At 45.8% G+C, this 17040-nt stretch carries 16 protein-coding genes; 8 read left to right on the top strand and 8 right to left on the bottom strand.

Translation table 11 applies throughout. From position 1 onward, the window contains the following. Nucleotides 1-11: 11 nt before the first annotated feature. From ACQEXR_RS01750 to pspA, 6 genes are all read right to left on the bottom strand, one after another. The gene (locus ACQEXR_RS01750) at nucleotides 12-3113 is read right to left on the bottom strand and encodes an efflux RND transporter permease subunit (RefSeq protein ID WP_426950542.1); all 3102 of its coding nucleotides are present in this window, start codon (nucleotides 3111-3113) and stop codon (nucleotides 12-14) included. After that, a complete protein-coding gene (locus tag ACQEXR_RS01745; protein ID WP_138970330.1) occupies nucleotides 3106-4194 on the bottom strand; it encodes an efflux RND transporter periplasmic adaptor subunit in 1089 nt (362 codons plus the stop codon). Before ACQEXR_RS01745 ends, ACQEXR_RS01750 begins: the two co-directional genes overlap by 8 nt. Nucleotide 4195: 1 nt before the next feature. Further along, nucleotides 4196-5227, bottom strand: coding sequence for an efflux RND transporter periplasmic adaptor subunit (locus ACQEXR_RS01740; RefSeq protein WP_427019663.1), 1032 nt, complete (start codon nucleotides 5225-5227; stop codon nucleotides 4196-4198). Nucleotides 5228-5368: 141 nt separating this feature from the next. Further along, complete coding sequence (gene pspC / locus ACQEXR_RS01735) at nucleotides 5369-5788, bottom strand: envelope stress response membrane protein PspC (protein WP_171052107.1); 420 nt, start codon at nucleotides 5786-5788, stop codon at nucleotides 5369-5371. Next, nucleotides 5751-5984, bottom strand: a complete 234-nt coding sequence (gene pspB / locus ACQEXR_RS01730) for an envelope stress response membrane protein PspB (protein WP_138970327.1) — start codon at nucleotides 5982-5984, stop codon at nucleotides 5751-5753. Before pspB ends, pspC begins: the two co-directional genes overlap by 38 nt. 80 nt (nucleotides 5985-6064) lie before the next feature. Continuing rightward, complete coding sequence (gene pspA / locus ACQEXR_RS01725) at nucleotides 6065-6733, bottom strand: phage shock protein PspA (protein WP_427019662.1); 669 nt, start codon at nucleotides 6731-6733, stop codon at nucleotides 6065-6067. A 202-nt stretch (nucleotides 6734-6935) separates the two neighbouring features. On the opposite strand from pspA, the gene pspF reads away from it, so the two are divergent. The 7 genes from pspF to ACQEXR_RS01690 all read left to right on the top strand — a co-directional run bounded on the left by pspF (nucleotide 6936) and on the right by ACQEXR_RS01690 (nucleotide 14071). Further along, the gene (pspF, locus tag ACQEXR_RS01720; protein WP_426950540.1) at nucleotides 6936-7928 is read left to right on the top strand and encodes a phage shock protein operon transcriptional activator; all 993 of its coding nucleotides are present in this window, start codon (nucleotides 6936-6938) and stop codon (nucleotides 7926-7928) included. A 116-nt stretch (nucleotides 7929-8044) separates the two neighbouring features. Further along, on the top strand, nucleotides 8045-9664 hold the full coding sequence (sapA, locus tag ACQEXR_RS01715; protein WP_427019661.1) for an ABC transporter substrate-binding protein SapA: 1620 nt from the start codon (nucleotides 8045-8047) through the stop codon (nucleotides 9662-9664). Continuing rightward, complete coding sequence (locus ACQEXR_RS01710) at nucleotides 9664-10626, top strand: ABC transporter permease (protein WP_138970323.1); 963 nt, start codon at nucleotides 9664-9666, stop codon at nucleotides 10624-10626. The genes sapA and ACQEXR_RS01710 overlap by 1 nt, the downstream gene beginning before the upstream one ends. Then, entirely contained in the window at nucleotides 10613-11500 is an 888-nt protein-coding gene (gene sapC, locus ACQEXR_RS01705) for a putrescine export ABC transporter permease SapC (RefSeq protein ID WP_138970322.1), read from the top strand. The genes ACQEXR_RS01710 and sapC overlap by 14 nt, the downstream gene beginning before the upstream one ends. Then, on the top strand, nucleotides 11500-12498 hold the full coding sequence (locus tag ACQEXR_RS01700; protein WP_426950537.1) for an oligopeptide/dipeptide ABC transporter ATP-binding protein: 999 nt from the start codon (nucleotides 11500-11502) through the stop codon (nucleotides 12496-12498). Before sapC ends, ACQEXR_RS01700 begins: the two co-directional genes overlap by 1 nt. Continuing rightward, entirely contained in the window at nucleotides 12495-13280 is a 786-nt protein-coding gene (locus tag ACQEXR_RS01695; protein ID WP_138970320.1) for an ATP-binding cassette domain-containing protein, read from the top strand. The genes ACQEXR_RS01700 and ACQEXR_RS01695 overlap by 4 nt, the downstream gene beginning before the upstream one ends. Nucleotides 13281-13288: 8 nt before the next feature. Next, complete coding sequence (locus ACQEXR_RS01690; protein ID WP_427019660.1) at nucleotides 13289-14071, top strand: DUF2927 domain-containing protein; 783 nt, start codon at nucleotides 13289-13291, stop codon at nucleotides 14069-14071. Here the strand turns inward: ACQEXR_RS01690 and ACQEXR_RS01685 are convergent. Then, nucleotides 14068-14445, bottom strand: coding sequence for a DUF2750 domain-containing protein (locus ACQEXR_RS01685; RefSeq protein WP_138970318.1), 378 nt, complete (start codon nucleotides 14443-14445; stop codon nucleotides 14068-14070). The genes ACQEXR_RS01690 and ACQEXR_RS01685 overlap by 4 nt on opposite strands. A gap of 67 nt (nucleotides 14446-14512) precedes the next feature. Then, the gene (locus tag ACQEXR_RS01680; RefSeq protein ID WP_269377291.1) at nucleotides 14513-15418 is read right to left on the bottom strand and encodes a manganese-dependent inorganic pyrophosphatase; all 906 of its coding nucleotides are present in this window, start codon (nucleotides 15416-15418) and stop codon (nucleotides 14513-14515) included. A gap of 323 nt (nucleotides 15419-15741) precedes the next feature. On the opposite strand from ACQEXR_RS01680, the gene ACQEXR_RS01675 reads away from it, so the two are divergent. Further along, nucleotides 15742-16947, top strand: a complete 1206-nt coding sequence (locus ACQEXR_RS01675; RefSeq protein ID WP_427019659.1) for a putative manganese transporter — start codon at nucleotides 15742-15744, stop codon at nucleotides 16945-16947. Nucleotides 16948-17040: the final 93 nt, after the last annotated feature.

The raw sequence follows: 17040 nt of genomic DNA, 5'->3' as shown, positions 1-17040 counted from the left end.
TATTCAACCCGTTAGTTTGGCACTTTGACTTTGTGGAATAGACGATACAACACTGGTACGACAATAAGTGTCAGTACCGTTGCAAACCCTAAACCAAACATAATCGTCACCGCCATCGGCTTAAAGAAGATATCAGGTAAAAGAGGAATCATACCCAATATCGTGGTAATCGCCGCCATACATACAGGTCGCACACGGCTAAGTGCCGCATCTACGACCGCAACGTATGGATCTTTACCCGAATGCATCTCTATCTCAATTTGGTCAAGCAAGACGATACCGTTTTTCAGCAACATGCCGGACAAACTGAGGAAACCCAGCAAGGCCATAAAGCCAAACGGAGTATTAAGTGCCAGTAAGCCCGTGGTTACCCCAATAATGGCTAACGGTACAGTCAACCACACTATCAGTGGTTCTTTGACCGAGTTAAATAGGAACACAGTGACCAAGAACATGAACAGGTAACCCATTGGCATGGTAGTGAATAAAGATGCCTGTGCTTCACCAGAAGACTCGTATTCACCGCCCCATTCCAAAGAATAACCTGGTGGCAATTCAATAGCTTCTATCTGCGGCATCAAACGTTTCTGCAACGTCGCGGCTGTCTCTTCACCGAGTATGTCAGGGTCGGCCATTACCGTCAGCATACGTTTACGATTCTTACGCACAATAATCGGGTCTTCCCAGCGTAAGTCGTAACCCATAGTGACTTGTTGTAATGGAATGTACTCACCGAGTGCAGGACTCCATATCTTCATTCCTTCAATGTTACGGATATCGACTCGCTCATCTTCAGGTAAACGTGCCACGATCGGCATTAGCGTTGTTCCGTCTCGGTAGACACCTATCGATTTACCCGAGAACGACATTGCGAGGAATTCATCCACGTCTGATTTAGTGATGCCGTAACGTCGCGCCTGACTTTCGTTAAACTGAGGTTCAAGTACCTTAGTACGCTCACGCCAGTCATGACGAATGTTCGTCGCACCTGGGTCTGCATGCATGATGTCCGAAACTTGCTGCGCAATACCACGTAATACAGTCGGGTCAGAGCCAATGATTCTTGCTTCAATTTTCGCACCACCACCAGGACCTAACTCAATTTGTTTCAGCTTGTAGTTAATTTCTGGGAAGTTGTCTTCAAGGTGCTGCCTAAATTGCGTCATCAAATTAGCTAACTGCTCATAGCTGGCGACCCTAGTTGTAATCTCACCATAACCTGCGTAACTCTTTTCCGGCGCGTAGGTCAGCATAAAGCGCTGTAAGCCTTTACCTGCAGTCGTCGTAACGTGCTCAACGCCATCTTGGCTCGATAACCATGACTCTAACGCTTTTAGCTTGGTGTTAGTCGCTCGAATATCTGTCCCTTCAGGTAACCAAACATCGGTTTGGAAGATTGGCGTCGTCGACGATGGGAAGAATGATTGCTTAACTTGAGTAAATCCTGCGATGCTCGCTGCCAGACCAAGTATTAGAACCCCAACGGTCAGCCATGCTCGCTTCATACAGAACTCAAGGAAGCCTTTGTACATAACAAAGATCATGCCGTTGTATGGATCGCTCTCTTCACCTTCTTGCTTGAACTTTTGTCCCTTAAAGAAGATATCAGCAAAGAATGGTGTTAATGAGATTGCGGTAAACCAGCTTAGCATCAACGATATCAACAGTACGGTAAACAAAGTGCCACAGTATTCACCTGTTGCATCTTCAGATAAACCGATTGGTGCGAAAGCCGTCACAGCAATAACCGTAGCCCCTAGTAGTGGCCACTTAGTCTGAGTCACAATGTCGGTTGCCGCTTGCAACCTCGTTCGACCTTTCTGGGTTCCTATCAATATCCCTTCGACCACCACAATGGCATTGTCCACCAGCATACCCAAAGCGATAACCAGTGCACCAAGAGAAATCCTTTGCAAATCAATCGCGAAATACTTCATGAAGATAAAGGTGCCAAGTACCGTCAATAACAGAATCAATCCGATCAACAGACCTGAGCGCAGCCCCATAAAGAAAAGCAGTACGATAATTACAATCGCCACCGCTTGACCAAGACTCACAACAAATCCACTCACCGATTTGTCGACTTCTTTTGGCTGACTGTATATCTCTGCAATATCGACACCCACAGGCTGCTGATATTTTAGCTCCGCTAAGCGGCGGTCGAAACGCTTACCAACTTCAACTACATTCACCCCTTGAGCAAAAGAGACCCCAAGGTTCAGCGCCAACTTGCCGTTAAAGGTAATAATATTACTTGGTACTTCGACATAACCACGTTTGATATCCGCGACGTCTTTCAAGTAAATCAAACCTTGAGCACCACTTTCGGTCAGAATCAAATCGCCCAACTGATCCACATTCTGGAACTCACCAGTCGGATGAATACGAATGTACTCATCACCAATTCTGATCGCACCGGCATCTGATACAACGTTTTGCGTCGCCAGTAAGTTGAACACCGTATTAGGAGACAAACCAAGACTGCTCATTCGCTTCATCGAGATTTCGATGAACACCTGCTCTTGTTGCTGTCCTGAAACGGAAATCTTGCTCACGCCATCGATAAGTTCCAAGTCTCGTCTTAGATAGTCGACATAATCGAGTAGCTCTTTATAACTATATCCATCTCCCGTTACGGCCAGCAAAATGCCATAAACGTCTCCAAAATCATCGATGACTTGCGGAGCATTGACGCCCGGTGGTAACTGCCCTTTCAAGTCATTCACTTTACGGCGCAGTTCATCCCAAATCTGAGGCAAATCATCAGGGCCATAGTTGTTTTTCATTGTCACGGTGATCTGCGACAACCCTCGGCTCGATATAGAATTGACTTCATCTACGTAGGTGAGTTGCTGAATGGCTTTCTCTAGCGGATAAGTCACTTCTTCTTCAACTTGCTGAGGTGTCGCGCCCGGATATGAGGTGACAACCATGGCATCTTTGATAGTAAAAGCGGGATCTTCTAACTGCCCCAATCCAAAAAATGCCGCTGTACCACCAATCAGAAATATCAGTGATATCATCCAACTGATAACACGGTTGCGAATAAAGTACGCCGCTATGCCGGTGATCTTGTCATCATCCTGAGGCAAGTTATTATTCACTTCACTCATTGCCTGCCTCCTGTTTAACCACTTGAACTTGCATTCCTTCTCTCAATCTCGACAGACCCGCAACCACCACGGTTTGATCTTGGCTTAAGCCATCTAAGATCTGGATTAGATCCTTACTAGCCTTACCTACAATCACTTGCTGCTTGGTCACTGTGCTATCCGAATTTAAGCGCCATACATATTTGTTCTCTTTATCCAGATCATCGCCATCCCCATTGAAAATGGCTTCAATTGGAATTTGAACCCCGAGGTTGAGCTTTAGACCGACATTCTCACCTTTCGATGTCACTTCCACAGGCATACCATCAAGAATGTACTCCTTTTCCGGCATTGGCATTGATAATGTCACCGTGAAGGTGCCAGTGGCAGGATCTGGCTCAGTGGTGAACTCTTTGATCTGAGCTGAATATTGATTACCACTCGGTACTTTTACGACCGCCTGAATTTTTGACAAGGTAGCCTGATTCGGCTGATTTGTATAAAGACGGTCAGGCAACTGAATCAGCACTTCAACACTGTCGACACTATGGATGTTGACCACTTGCTGCCCAACTTGAATGTTTTCAAACTGATCGGCATTGACACGAGAGATGATGCCATCCACCGGAGCATGAAGCTTGGTAAAGGACAAGCGTAGTTTAGCAAGTTCGAGTTCGGCGTAAGCGATTTGACGATTTGCCGCTATTTCATCGAACTGCGACTTAGCTAACAAGCCCTTATCGACTAACGGTTTAGAACGCTTGTATTGACTATCCACTACACTATAACGCGCCGAAGCATTGTCGACTGCAAGTTGGTAATCCGTTGGGTCTAACTCTGCAATTAAGTCACCCTGTTTTAATTGGTCACCTTCTTTAACATAGAGCCGACTAATTTCACCCGCGACACGAAAACTGAGATGTGAACGCTCAGCCGCATTTGCGACCGCTGGAAAGTAGAGTCTATCCTCAACAACAGACTGACTAGACAGATCAACGACTTTCACTTTAGGTGTACCAAAATCGACATACTGCGGTTCACCACCACATCCAGCCAACATGACTAAAGATGCGAGAGGACCGAGACATAACCACTGTTTCATCTTACAACCCTCGCTCTTTAATCCATTCGCGGACTTTGACACCCGCCTCAATACCACTGACACCAGACACAATAATTTGGTCACCTTCACTGAGGCCACTTTGCACCTGAAGTTTGTCGTTTATCTCGACATGGGCTTGAGAAACGATACCTTGGGAGTCAACACGCCAAACATACGTTTTTCCGTCTTGCTCCATTAACGCGGATTGAGGTATTTGAGTGGCGCCGGTGGATTCAACAGCAACGTGCACTGAACCTGCCATACCTGGCAGAATACCCACATCCTCAGGCCGTTCCATCACCATAGTGACTTTATATGATCCCGTTTTGGTGTCAGCTTCGGTATCCACTTCCTGAAACACTAAATCATATTGATTATTAGGGAAGGCATCGAAGGTCATGGTTGCGGTTAAATTTACCCCACTAGCAAACTTATTGAGCAAGTGATCGGGTAATTGGAAAATCACCTTCATTAGCTGGTTGGTCTGAACATTCATTACACCCTGTTTGGCGGCCATATACTCATGATTTTCCGCAGCAATAAGCGAGATAGTGCCATCATAAGGTGCAACCAGCTTGGTGTATCTGAGATTCGCACGGGCCTGCTCTAGCGTCGCTTTAGCAGAATTATGGTTAGCTTTGGCTTGATCAAAATCTTGCTCTGAGACGACTTTATCTTCACGCAGCTTTTTATAACGCTGATATTGAACATCCGCTAAACGAAACTGGGCTTCGGCCTGCTTGGCGAGTAATGTGTACTCATCTGGATTGAGTGATGCCAGTACATCCCCTTTTTTCACCATCTGCCCCGCTAGGACATCGATGGATTGCATTTGACCGGGCACTCTAAACGCCAGCACTGCTTTATCACCGGCTTCTGACGTGGCAGGAAAATCACGTTCAAATTGGGCATTGCCGACAGAAACAGTAAATAGTTTAGCAGGTCTGGATTCTGGTTCAGGGACAGGAGGGAGTTCCTTACCACAACCGCTTAGTGCCGAGGTTATGGCAAGCAACAACAAAGATTTATGCATGAGTCAATCATCCGTTTGTAGCTATTAGTTACAAAGATAGATGAATGATAACGCGACTTCCACAGCACTTGAGGTAAATTATTATGAAAATTAATAATTTGCCTTGATATGAGTATGGAGTCGCACTTTTGAACAATAGAGCTATAAAGCCTTAAACTCTCTATCGACTTTAAAGGCATCTGAAGTGACATACGCTTCAATGTCACGGATTTGTGTTTCGAGCTGAGACAAATCCTTATCAATGGTATTAAGCAAAGAATCCGGCGTTTGCCCTTGCTGCCATGGTTTGTTTTTTAACTTATGCTCCTGCTGAGCCTTTATTGTCTCAACATAGTTCGCTGGCTGCTTTTCTATCATTAATGTCATCGCGACATAGGCGAGCAAAACTAAAAAACTCCCACCAAGCAGCGCCGCAGAAATGACCAGAATACGTACCAACCAAACTTCCAACGAAAAATAGTTGGCGAGACCCGCACATACCCCTGTAATTTTGCCATTTACCGTATCACGATATAGTTCTTTGCTACTCATAACGACGCCTCCAAGTTGGAGATTCTGCATCTAAAATGCGTTCTAGCGTTTCGACCCGTTTGTGCATTTTTTCTGCTTTATCGGAGAGTTGCTCTAGACGCTGAAGGTCTTCACTCGACAACCCTGTGCTTGCATTCTTCTTGCTGCGGTAATGAAGAAATAACCATAAAGGTGCAACAAAAATCAGAAAAACAATCAATGGCCCAGCAATGAGAAATGACGACATACAATAACTCCTTAGTAAAGGCAGATTGTTGGAACAAACCAAACTATCTGCCTATTTAAATTAACAAAACAAACCGAGAATTACTTTTTGTCTTCCATCTGCTGTTTGAGTTTTTGTAGCTCTTTCTCAATTTCGTCTTCGGCTTGCAACTCAGCAAACTCTTGAACCAAGGATTTGGCATTGCCCGTTTTAGCATAGAGATCCGCTTCGGCTTCCATCTCATCGATCTTGCGCGAGTACTGTTCAAACTTGGCCATTGCTTCACTGGTACGCGCCGTGTGAAGATGCTTTTGCACATCGCGACGATTTGAAGCCGTTTGGCTGCGAATCGCTAACGCCTGCTGTTTAGCGCGAGTTTCGGTAATTTTAGTTTCGAGTTTGCCGATTTCGCCAGTCAGCTTATCAATCGTCTCTTCCACTAATGTCTGTTCAGTGTGAAGACCTTTAAGAAGGTCTTGCAGCTTCTGTTTTTCAATCAGAGCCGCTCTCGCTAAATCTTCACGCTGCTTGGTTAGCGCAAGCGTTGCTTTTTGCTGCCACTCATTGATTGTGTCTTCAATAGACTCAACTTTGCGCGCCAATTCTTTCTTATCAGCAATCGCTTTCGCTGAATTGGTACGCACTTCAACTAGCGTATCTTCCATTTCCTGAATGATAAGGCGAATCATCTTTTCCGGATCTTCAGCTTTATCCAATAGAGCACTGATGTTTGAATTTACGATGTCTGCGAATCGAGAGAAAATACCCATAGCTAGGCTCCTTATTACAGTTAGCGAGAACCGATCTTCATCGGCTCAACAAAATACCTTGGTTCTAGTTCTATATAACAAATTACATGCCAAAAAAATAAACATTACAAATCAGTTATTTATAAAAACATACCAATACATACCATATCGATGTATGCTGAATTTAACCAACTATTGGTAAATTTCGCCACGGAGTCGCAGCATGCAGCAAAATCTCATCGGGGAATCCCCTGCTTTTCTATCGGTACTCGACAAAGTCTCGAAGCTGGCCGCCATAGAACGACCAGTATTAATTATTGGCGAGCGAGGTACGGGTAAAGAGCTGATTGCGCAGCGCCTACATTATTTGTCTAAACGTTGGGATCAGCCACTTATCTCACTCAACTGTTCGACGCTTAGCGAAGGTCTCATCGATTCAGAGCTATTTGGTCATGAACAGGGCTCATTTACTGGTTCAAAAGGCAGACATAAAGGGCGATTTGAACGTGCAGAAAATGGAACACTATTTCTTGATGAACTTGCCACCGCTCCACTACTGGTGCAGGAAAAACTCTTGCGTGTTATTGAGTATGGGCAGTATGAACGTGTAGGGGGACATCAGTTGCTTAACGCCAATGTGCGTTTAGTTTGTGCAACCAATGCTAACCTTCCTCAAATGGCAGAGAGTGGTGATTTTCGTGCTGACTTGCTCGACAGACTCGCGTTTGATGTCATTCATTTGCCTCCTCTGCGAGAAAGGCAAGAAGATATCTTACTGCTGGCAGAATATTATGCGATTAAGATGTGCCGTGAATTGGGCTATGAGTACTTTGTTGGCTTTTCCGCCCAAGCAGAGAAAAGCCTTCTCCATTACCATTGGCCAGGTAATGTTCGTGAACTGAAAAATGTCATTGAACGAGCCGTATACCAGCATGGTCAACAACAAGATCCGATCGACACCCTTGTCTTCGACCCTTTTCAATCTGGCTGGCAAACAACAGATTCTAGTGTGCAAGATGACGATATCTCTCCGGCTCACACGTTCACGTTTCCGCTCGACTACAAGCTGTGGCAAGAGCAGCAAGATCAGCTCATTCTGACTGAAGCATTGAAACAGAGTCAGTTCAATCAACGGAAAGCCGCAGAAATGCTCGGGCTGAGCTACCATCAATTGAGAGGGATGGTTCGTAAGTACGACCTAACAAACCTCAATTAACCTTGCAAAACTGTACTTTTGCTTTGGTTACTGATTGTATTTAGTGGTAAATTATTAGGATCTTAAGGCATAATGATCAGTTCCATTATGCTTTGTCCCAGACAATTGTTCTTTCTATGAAAGCATTCATACAGTTTACATTAGGGTTATTTAGCCTCAGCCTCTTAGCTGGCTGCGGTGAAGAAATTGATCACAGCAAAATTCGTCAAAACGGTTTTGTTTATTGTGGTCAAGGCAGCCCAGCAACATTCAACCCGCAGTTGGTAGACAACGGTATTACCTCTGAGACCTTGAGTCCCCAGATCTATAACACTCTGCTGACCTTAGATAATGATAATTACCAGCCCGTTGCAAGTCTCGCTACTGCTTGGCAAGTAAACAAACAAGGGACTGAGTACACCTTTGACTTACGTAAAGGCGTACAGTTTCAAACGACCGCTTGGTTTACGCCCTCACGCACCATGAATGCCGATGACGTTGTCTTCAGCTTCCATCGAATCATAGATAGCACCAGCCCATTTCATTATGTGGGCAGCGGCCTGTACCCTTGGTTTAGTGGTATCGACTTCAATAACCTTGTGATTGATGTGACTGCCCTTTCCGAGTACCGCGTCAAGTTTACTCTTAGCCGCCCCGACAATAGTTTTCTGTCTAACATCGCCACTAGCCATGCCGTTATTCTTTCAAAAGAGTATGCTAGTCAGTTAGAGCTGCGTGATGATAAAGGCATGATCGACTCTCATCCCGTTGGTACTGGTCCCTTCTATTTGGCTGAATATCAGGTTAACGATTTGATCCGCTTGAAGAAACACAAAGGCTATTGGAAATCGCAGCCAAAGATGGAGCAAGTGGTATTCGATATTTCACAGCGTGGGACAGGAACGTTGGCGAAACTGTTACGCAAAGAGTGTGATGTGCTCAATTCACCGCTCTCAAGCCAGTTACCGATTATTGAACAGAGTGACGACGTTAAGCTGACAGCAAAACCTGCAATGAATATCTCTTTTGTTGCTGTAAACACCTCGCACCCAGCGTTGAATGATGCTCGCATACGCAAAGCTCTGAATTACGCGATAAACAGACAGAACATTCTCGATTCAGTCTACTATGGCACTGGCAGTCAGGCTTATTCTGTCTTACCTCCCTCGTCTTGGGCATATCAGAAAGACACTATCCAGATTCGTTATGACCGTAATTACGCCATCGCGTTACTACGAGAAGCGGGATACAGCAAAGGGTTAGAGCTGACAATGTCAGTGCCTCTAGAGCCACGTGCTTACAACCCTAGCCCTAGAAAAACGGCCGAATTAATCCAAGCAAACTTGGCCGATGTTGGCATAAAACTCAATCTGTTAACCAACGACCGCTACAGTCGTGGTGATGTGGATAGCAACGCCAATATTGACCTGTACTTAACGGGTTGGATTGCGAATACTGGCGACCCTGACAATTTTTTACGACCGCTGCTGTCGTGTGATTCAGATCGAGTGGGTCTTAATGTATCCAGTTGGTGTAACCCAGACTTCGATTTCTTACTCGACCTAGCGCTTGAAGTCGACAAACTTCGTTACCGAAAGAATCTGTATAAACAAGCGCAAAATATTTTGAATGAAGAATTTCCTGTTATTCCACTCAACCACGGAATGCAGTTGCAAGCGCACGATAGTTCATTGAAAGGATTTAAAGTGAGTCCGTTTAACGCTCAGCCATTTGATACCGTCGAGAGGGTTCGCTAATGCTGCTCTATGCTGTTCGACGACTCAACCTATTTATCATTACTCTGCTGATCCTGACCATGGTTGGCTTTAGCATCTTACGCCTAGAGCCCAACTCAGCGTGGGCGCTACAAGATTTTTGGAGTGGTTGGCTAACCTACCTCGGCGAGTTAATGCAACTTAATTTCGGCGTCAGTAAAACCGGCGTGGCCATCGTTGATGAGTTGAAAACCGTCTTCCCCGCAACGTTAGAACTGTGTTTGATTGCCTTTTCTATCTCTCTGTTTATTGGTATTCCCATCGGTACTCTGGCGGGTATGAAACAAGGTAAGTGGATCGATACGGCAATCTCGTTTACTTCAATGTCAGGTTATTCGGCTCCGCTATTCTGGATTGCGCTACTGATGATCATGGTGTTTTCCCTACATTTTGAAATCTTCCCTGTTGCGGGTCGTTACGATCTGCTCTATCAGATCGATCATGTCACAGGGTTTGCCATCATCGATGCTTTCTTTGCTAATGGAGCTTATCGTGCTCACGCCTTGCAAAGTGTCATTGAGCATCTCATTTTACCTTGTTTAGTCCTAGCACTGGCCCCAACAACACAGGTAATTGGCTTGATGCGTACATCGGTAGCTGAAGTGATGAGCCAAAACTACATTCGTGCTGCGCGCATAAAAGGTCTCTCGACCCACGAGATTGTCACTCAACATGTACTGCGCAACGCTATCCCACCGATCATTCCAAAGATTGGTGTTCAGCTGTCTAGTATGCTCACTCTGGCGATCATCACTGAATCGATTTTTAACTGGCCTGGCATCGGTCGCTGGCTTCTTGATGCACTTTCTCAACAAGACTATGTCTCTATTCAAGCAGGGGTGATTGTTGTTGCTACCTTCGTGCTAACCGCAAACATCTTGTCGGATTTGATTGGCGCTATGATCAACCCGCTAGTAAGGAAAGAGTGGTATGCTAACCGATAACGTCTATCAAGAAGAACATATCCCAACCCAATTCGAGCGATTCTGGCGTAGCTTCCGCGCTAACAATTTAGCGATGTTCGGACTGTGGTGCCTATTATTCATCATTGTCATCACTCTGTTATCACCTTGGATCACGCCTCATGACCCACAAGCTCAAACTGGTGAGCTTTTGATCCCACCTTCATGGAATCCAGCGGGGACTGTTGAATATTTCCTTGGTACAGACGACCTAGGGCGTGACATATTGTCTCGCTTGATTGAAGGGTCAAGATTCACCTTTGGTGCCGCATTCCTTGTCACGATTATCGCCACTGTTGTAGGTTGTGTTATCGGCGTTCTCGCGGGTATGACAAAGGGTTTGTTATCAAGTACGTTAAACCATCTACTCGATACAGTGATGTCGATTCCGTCGCTGCTGCTTGCGATCATCTTCGTCGCATTTCTTGGTTTTGGCGAGTTCAATATCTTACTTGCGATCTGTTTAGCCCTGATCCCACGCTTTATTCGATCCGTCTATATTGCCGTCCACACAGAAGTCGAAAAAGATTACATCATGGCGGCAAGGTTAGACGGTGCGAACGACTTCTATCTGCTCTGGAACTCGATCTTACCTAACGTACTTGTTGTGGTCGCCAGTGAAGTAACCTTGGCATGGTCTATTGCTATTTTAGATATCACTGCGCTTGGATTCTTGGGTCTGGGTGCACAAGCCCCCAGCACCGAGTGGGGTGCGGTATTGGGTGACTCTGTCGAGTTGATCTACTTGGCACCTTGGACGGTGACACTTCCTGGTCTAGCCATCATGTTTACTGTAATTGTGATTAACCTCGTTGGTGAAGGTGTTCGCCAAGCGCTAAATGCGGGGATCGAGTAATGCCGTTGTTAGATATCCGCCACCTCACTATTGAGATCGAAACACCACAAGGCATGATGAAAGCCGTAGACCGAATGAGCCTAACCATGAATGAGGGCGAGATTCGTGGTTTGGTAGGTGAATCAGGTTCAGGTAAAAGCTTGGTCGCAAAAGCGATTGTCGGTGTCTGTAAAGACAATTGGAAAGTGACCGCGGACCGAATGCGTCTCGGCAACGTGGACTTGTTGCAACTCACGCCAAAAGAACGTCGCCGGGTCATCGCACGTGACATCGCGATGATTTTCCAAGAGCCATCAACCTGCCTAGATCCATCAGAAGAGGTAGGAAAACAGCTGATTGAAGCGATTCCTTCTCGTTCATTTGAAGGAAAATGGTGGCAACGCTTTAAATGGCGTCAAAAACAGGCGACCGCTTTGCTGCATAAAGTGGGGATTAAGAATCACCAACAGATCATGCGCAGCTACCCATATGAGCTGACCGACGGTGAATGTCAGAAGATCATGATTGCAATGGCAATTGCTGCCAAGCCAAAACTGCTGATCGCCGATGAGCCAACGAACGATTTGGATCCGATTACTCAGTCGCAAATTTTGCGTCTGTTGAGTCGAATGAACCAGATTCACAATACCTCTATCCTATTGATTGGTCACGACTTAACCACTATTACTCAGTGGGCAAATCGAATCACTGTTATGTACTGTGGTCAGTCAGTAGAATCAGCCGATACCAAAAAGATACTTAGCAAGCCGAAGCACCCTTATACCGTTGCGCTACTGAAAGCGATGCCTGACTTTAGTGATTGGATCCCACACAAAGAGAAGCTGCAATCGTTGCCAGGAACCATTCCTCCATTGCAGCACTTGCCAATCGGATGCCGACTTGGTCCGCGTTGCCCGTATGCTCAGCGCCAATGTGTAGAAATACCTATGACTCGAAGAATCAAGAATCACAAGTTTGCCTGCCACTTCCCGCTCAACATGGAGAAGAAAAAAGCATGAGTGCCCTATTAGAAGTCACCGACTTATCAAAAACCTTTGTCACTCGAGCCGGACTCTTTCGTAAAAAAGTTCACGAGGCGGTGAAACCTGTCAGCTTTAGTCTTGAGGCAGGGCAAACCATTGGCTTTATCGGACAGAATGGCTCAGGGAAATCGACCTTAGCACGTATGCTATCTGGCGTAGTCGAACCGACATCGGGCGAAATAAGAGTCAATGGTGAACGCTTAGAACATGAAGATTACTCGACACGCTGTAAACTGATTCGAATGATTTTCCAAGACCCAAATACCTCATTAAACCCGCGCATTCAAATTGGTCGCATTCTGGAAGGGCCTTTGAAACGAAATACCAGCATGCCTCCTGAAGCGCGAATCAAACGTGTCAAAGAGACGTTACTGCGTGTCGGCCTGTTACCTGAACACGCGTACTTCTATCCGCAGATGCTTGCGACTGGTCAAAAGCAGCGTGTTTGTCTTGCGCGAGCGCTGATATTGCAGCCATCCATTATAGTCGCGGATGAAGCCCTAAACGGTCTCGACATGGCAATGCGTTCTCAAATCATTAACCTGTTTTTGGAATTGCAGGAGGAAATGGGCGTTTCCTTCATCTATGTATCGCAGCATATCGGCGTAGTAAAACACATTACCGATAAAGTGATGGTGATGCACGAAGGTGAAGTGGTAGAAAGTGGAGAGACTCATCAGGTACTCTCTTACCCAGAACACCCTATCACTCAAAGATTGGTAGAGAGCCATTTTAACAAGGCAACCTGCTTCAAATAGGATACGAGATGCTAAGGATAGCGTTAATCAGTCTACTCTCTTTCACGCTGCCTTCTGCGGCGCTCGCTTATTCCAATCAACAGACTTGGCTTGATACTCGCTTTGTCGAGAGTGCATTTGTCAATGTCGCCTTACGCAACGAGTATTCCGCAGGGAAAAAGCCTCTGGTGAAATGGAACAAGCCAGTGCGCATCTGGGTCGACCATAGGGTTCCTGACAGCGAACTGCATGATGAGTTAACCAATGCCCACATTCGTCATCTTGCCGCGATCACTGGCCACTCCATTACCCGAGTTTCATCACGTGAACAGGCAAACATTATCTGGATTTTTACTCAGGAATCTCAGTGGCGTAAGGACATTGAACGTGAACTTGGCAAGCCTGCCTTGGATAATGTTTATGGTGCCATTTGTAAAGCGGGGTATCGGCTCAATCCCGATAGCTCTATGTCTGGTGCCGCCGTCATTATTCCTGTCGACCAAGCAAGAGAACACGGTAAACTGCTCGCTTGTATTGTTGAAGAAATCACTCAGGTCATGGGATTACCTAACGATTCAGAAAGTGCATACCCCTCTATTTTTAACGACCAAACCCCTGAAGATCTGCTGTCTCCACTGGATGTTATACTGCTCAAGTTACTCTATGAACCCGAATTAAAGGCGGGAATGAGCGAACAGGAAGCGAAGCCAGTCGTTGCTAACATTTTGCGTAGATACAAAAAAAACGGCACGCTGGAACGAGCCGTTTCTGTTGCTAAAAGTGGCGAACTATTTCAGCTCATTGGCTACTAATTAGCGCGCTTTTTTAGTTCAAATTCGAATTCATCAGGGTAAAGAACGACCCCTTCTTCGTTGTCATTCGGGAAAACAACAACTGACAACTCATCATCTTCCAGACCATGCGTCCAACGGCTAAACCATTTTGCAGTCGATATTGATTCAGCTTTGCAATGTTCCCAGTCCCCCGTTGCCCATTGAGTTGCGAACTCCTCATGAGGCCAAACTGGGACACAGTCTTCATCTTCTGTATTGAGCATTACGCAGCCATGTTCATCGGTCAGAATCCATACTTGACGATGTTTCGCGATCTCTTTAATACAGTAATTAAATCGCTCATCAGGACGCATCTTGCTAACGGTTTCTAACTGCTCTTTAGATAGTGACATTTTTGTTCCTCTAAATAAAACGCCCACGGCGAAAGCCATGGGCGTTTAAAATTCATTGAGCTGGAAATTAAGCCAGTTCAGTTTGAAGCCAAGGCCAGCCTTGTTTCTTACGGCTTAGAGTGTTTTCCATCATAAGCATGCCATCTTTCTCATGCTTAACAAGCTTCTCTGCCCACTCACCCTTATAAAGTAGGCGAGTTTGCGCTGTTGTGATGTCGGTTAGCATTACTGCTGCAAACGCTAGGCCTTCTTCAGAACAACGACGCTCTAGGTCCGCTTCTAGTGCATCGATCATGCCGTCTACTTGCTCTAGTGTCGCAAGTTCAACCTGACCAACTACAACGTCACGACCGTTGAATGGGTAACCTTTTAGATCTTTTTCTACAAGTTGTGCCGCAGAAAGACCTTCGATATCTGTTTTAGCGATCAGTAGATCTTTAATGAATGCATCAACATCACATACATCAGCGATTTTGGCTAACTCTTCAACCGCATCTTTGTCTTTCTGAGTGCATGTTGGAGAAGCGAAACCTACTGTATCAGATAGGATAGCTGACATCATAAGCTTAGCAATTTGAGGCTTAATCTCATGACCTTCAATCTTAAACATGTTGAACAGTACAGTGTTAGTACAACCAACAGGCCAGATCCAAGCTTCCATTGGGTTCACTGTCATCACATCACCTAGACGGTGGTGGTCAACGATACCAAGAATTTCTGCTTCAGCCACATCATCCGGCGCTTGTGCTAGATCTGAGTAGTCTACTAACCAGATTTTCTCACCCGCTACCGAAGTACGTAGTTCAGGAACTTCTGCACCCGCAACTTCAAGAATATGTTGGGTTTCACGGTTAATCTCACCTTGGCGAATCGGCATAGCTTCAACACCACGAGCTTTCAGTAGCTCTGTCGCTACCAACGCACTACAGATACTATCGCTATCAGGGTTCTTGTGACCTACAACTAGAATCATCTTTTTTCCTATCTGACTAAATTTCTTCCCATACGATGGGTCATTACTCACGAGGGCAATATTTTACCTGATTCTGATAATTTGTCATCGCCTAGGCGAGAATATTTCGGCATAAGCAATGACTATTCGATTCATTGCACACCGCTCGACAATTAAGTTTAGCACTTATCACACTCTTTCGTGATTGATGCGTCGCCCCCCCTTTGGTCTCAAATACGCATCATCTTGCTAACCCCAATCATCAAGGAAAGTTAAAAATCATTATTGAAAATAATTCTCATTAGCATATTATTGATAATAATTCGCATTAAGGTTCGATATCTATGAGTCACTCACGCCTTTTACAAACCTTGCCGAACTGGCTAACACTGGCGCAGTTCGCTCCAGCTTACAAACGCTTGCTGCTGCCCGTTGCTTTAATTGTGCTCGTGGTTAATCCAACCACTAGGCTGGTTACTGTCAACACCCTATCAGACGCCTTCTGGGCTGTATCGAGCTACGTTGCCGTTACCCTCGCGATTTATCACTATCTATCGGGCTTTTTCAGTCAAAACAATCGCATTGTTAACCTTTATCAAAACTCACGAAATCATCAGGTCTTGTTTGCTGCACTACTTGGCGCGTTGCCAGGTTGTGGCGGTGCGATTATCGTCACCACGCAGTTTGTCAGTGGGCGGGTTGGATTTGGCGCAATCGTTGCGGTACTTACCTCGACAATGGGGGATGCGGCGTTCCTTCTCCTCGCCAGTAAACCGGATATCGGTTTTGCGATTATCGGCCTTGGTGTAATCGTGGGCTGTGTTTCTGGCTGGATGGTGAACGAGATCCATGCCGACGACTTTTTACGACCCGACACTCAACGAATTCCCCCTAGCGTAGATGTGTGTCGCATCGCGACCAAACGCGTTGAACTACATGCCATCAATTTACAAGGTGTGTTTTGGAAGTGGCTATTGGTTCCAGCAACCGCCATCGCCTTTATGGGATCTTTTCAACTCGACATCAATCAAATACTCAGTTTGCCAACCATGACTATTGAGTGGATAGGAACGATATTGATCATCAGTAGCACTCTGCTCTGGTCTCTCACTAAAGAGATAAAAGACTACGAATCTACCGTGGCAGAAGATGCTAAGCAGGTCTCATCGCATCCTATCCAGAAGGCGGCACAAGATACCAACTTTGTCACGGCTTGGGTGATCATTGCGTTTATGGCGTTTGAACTGTTTAGCTTCTTCGGACAAGTCGATATATCGACGAGCTTCGCGGGTTTAGGCGCTTGGATGCCCCTAATCGGTCTTGCTGTTGGGCTACTGCCAGGATGTGGGCCGCAAATTCTGGTAACCAGTCTCTATATTGCTGGCGTGGCGCCACTGTCCGCTCAACTAGCCAATGCGATATCTAACGATGGAGATGCGCTCTTTCCTGCTATCGCACTCGCTCCTAAGGCAGCACTAGTGGCGACCGTTTATTCAGCGATTCCGGCATTTCTCGTCGGTTACGGCTATTATTTTCTATTCGAAATTTAGCACTATCAGTGTCTAAGGCTAGGTCATAAGACCCAAATAGCGCCCCACTAGAGGGCGCACCTATTACGTTATCGATGAATCGCGAATATATCC

Origin of the sequence: Vibrio sp. TRT 2004 (assembly GCF_050113735.1) — a bacterium.
Lineage (GTDB): Bacteria > Pseudomonadota > Gammaproteobacteria > Enterobacterales > Vibrionaceae > Vibrio.
The sequence above is the reverse complement of the archived record's forward strand: the minus strand, read 5'-3'. Positions and strand labels throughout refer to the sequence as shown.

Bases quoted from the DNA above. Each gene is read 5' to 3' on its own strand.
- ACQEXR_RS01750 (WP_426950542.1), bottom strand. From the start codon at position 3,113: ATGAGTGAAGTGAATAATAACTTGCCTCAGGATGATGACAAGATCACC.
- pspC (WP_171052107.1), bottom strand. From the start codon at position 5,788: ATGCAGAATCTCCAACTTGGAGGCGTCGTTATGAGTAGCAAAGAACTA.
- ACQEXR_RS01710 (WP_138970323.1), top strand. From the start codon at position 9,664: ATGCTGCTCTATGCTGTTCGACGACTCAACCTATTTATCATTACTCTG.
- pspB (WP_138970327.1), bottom strand. From the start codon at position 5,984: ATGTCGTCATTTCTCATTGCTGGGCCATTGATTGTTTTTCTGATTTTT.
- ACQEXR_RS01680 (WP_269377291.1), bottom strand. From the start codon at position 15,418: ATGATTCTAGTTGTAGGTCACAAGAACCCTGATAGCGATAGTATCTGT.
- ACQEXR_RS01685 (WP_138970318.1), bottom strand. From the start codon at position 14,445: ATGTCACTATCTAAAGAGCAGTTAGAAACCGTTAGCAAGATGCGTCCT.
- pspA (WP_427019662.1), bottom strand. From the start codon at position 6,733: ATGGGTATTTTCTCTCGATTCGCAGACATCGTAAATTCAAACATCAGT.
- sapA (WP_427019661.1), top strand. From the start codon at position 8,045: ATGAAAGCATTCATACAGTTTACATTAGGGTTATTTAGCCTCAGCCTC.
- ACQEXR_RS01700 (WP_426950537.1), top strand. From the start codon at position 11,500: ATGCCGTTGTTAGATATCCGCCACCTCACTATTGAGATCGAAACACCA.
- pspF (WP_426950540.1), top strand. From the start codon at position 6,936: ATGCAGCAAAATCTCATCGGGGAATCCCCTGCTTTTCTATCGGTACTC.
- ACQEXR_RS01745 (WP_138970330.1), bottom strand. From the start codon at position 4,194: ATGAAACAGTGGTTATGTCTCGGTCCTCTCGCATCTTTAGTCATGTTG.
- ACQEXR_RS01690 (WP_427019660.1), top strand. From the start codon at position 13,289: ATGCTAAGGATAGCGTTAATCAGTCTACTCTCTTTCACGCTGCCTTCT.
- sapC (WP_138970322.1), top strand. From the start codon at position 10,613: ATGCTAACCGATAACGTCTATCAAGAAGAACATATCCCAACCCAATTC.
- ACQEXR_RS01675 (WP_427019659.1), top strand. From the start codon at position 15,742: ATGAGTCACTCACGCCTTTTACAAACCTTGCCGAACTGGCTAACACTG.
- ACQEXR_RS01740 (WP_427019663.1), bottom strand. From the start codon at position 5,227: ATGCATAAATCTTTGTTGTTGCTTGCCATAACCTCGGCACTAAGCGGT.
- ACQEXR_RS01695 (WP_138970320.1), top strand. From the start codon at position 12,495: ATGAGTGCCCTATTAGAAGTCACCGACTTATCAAAAACCTTTGTCACT.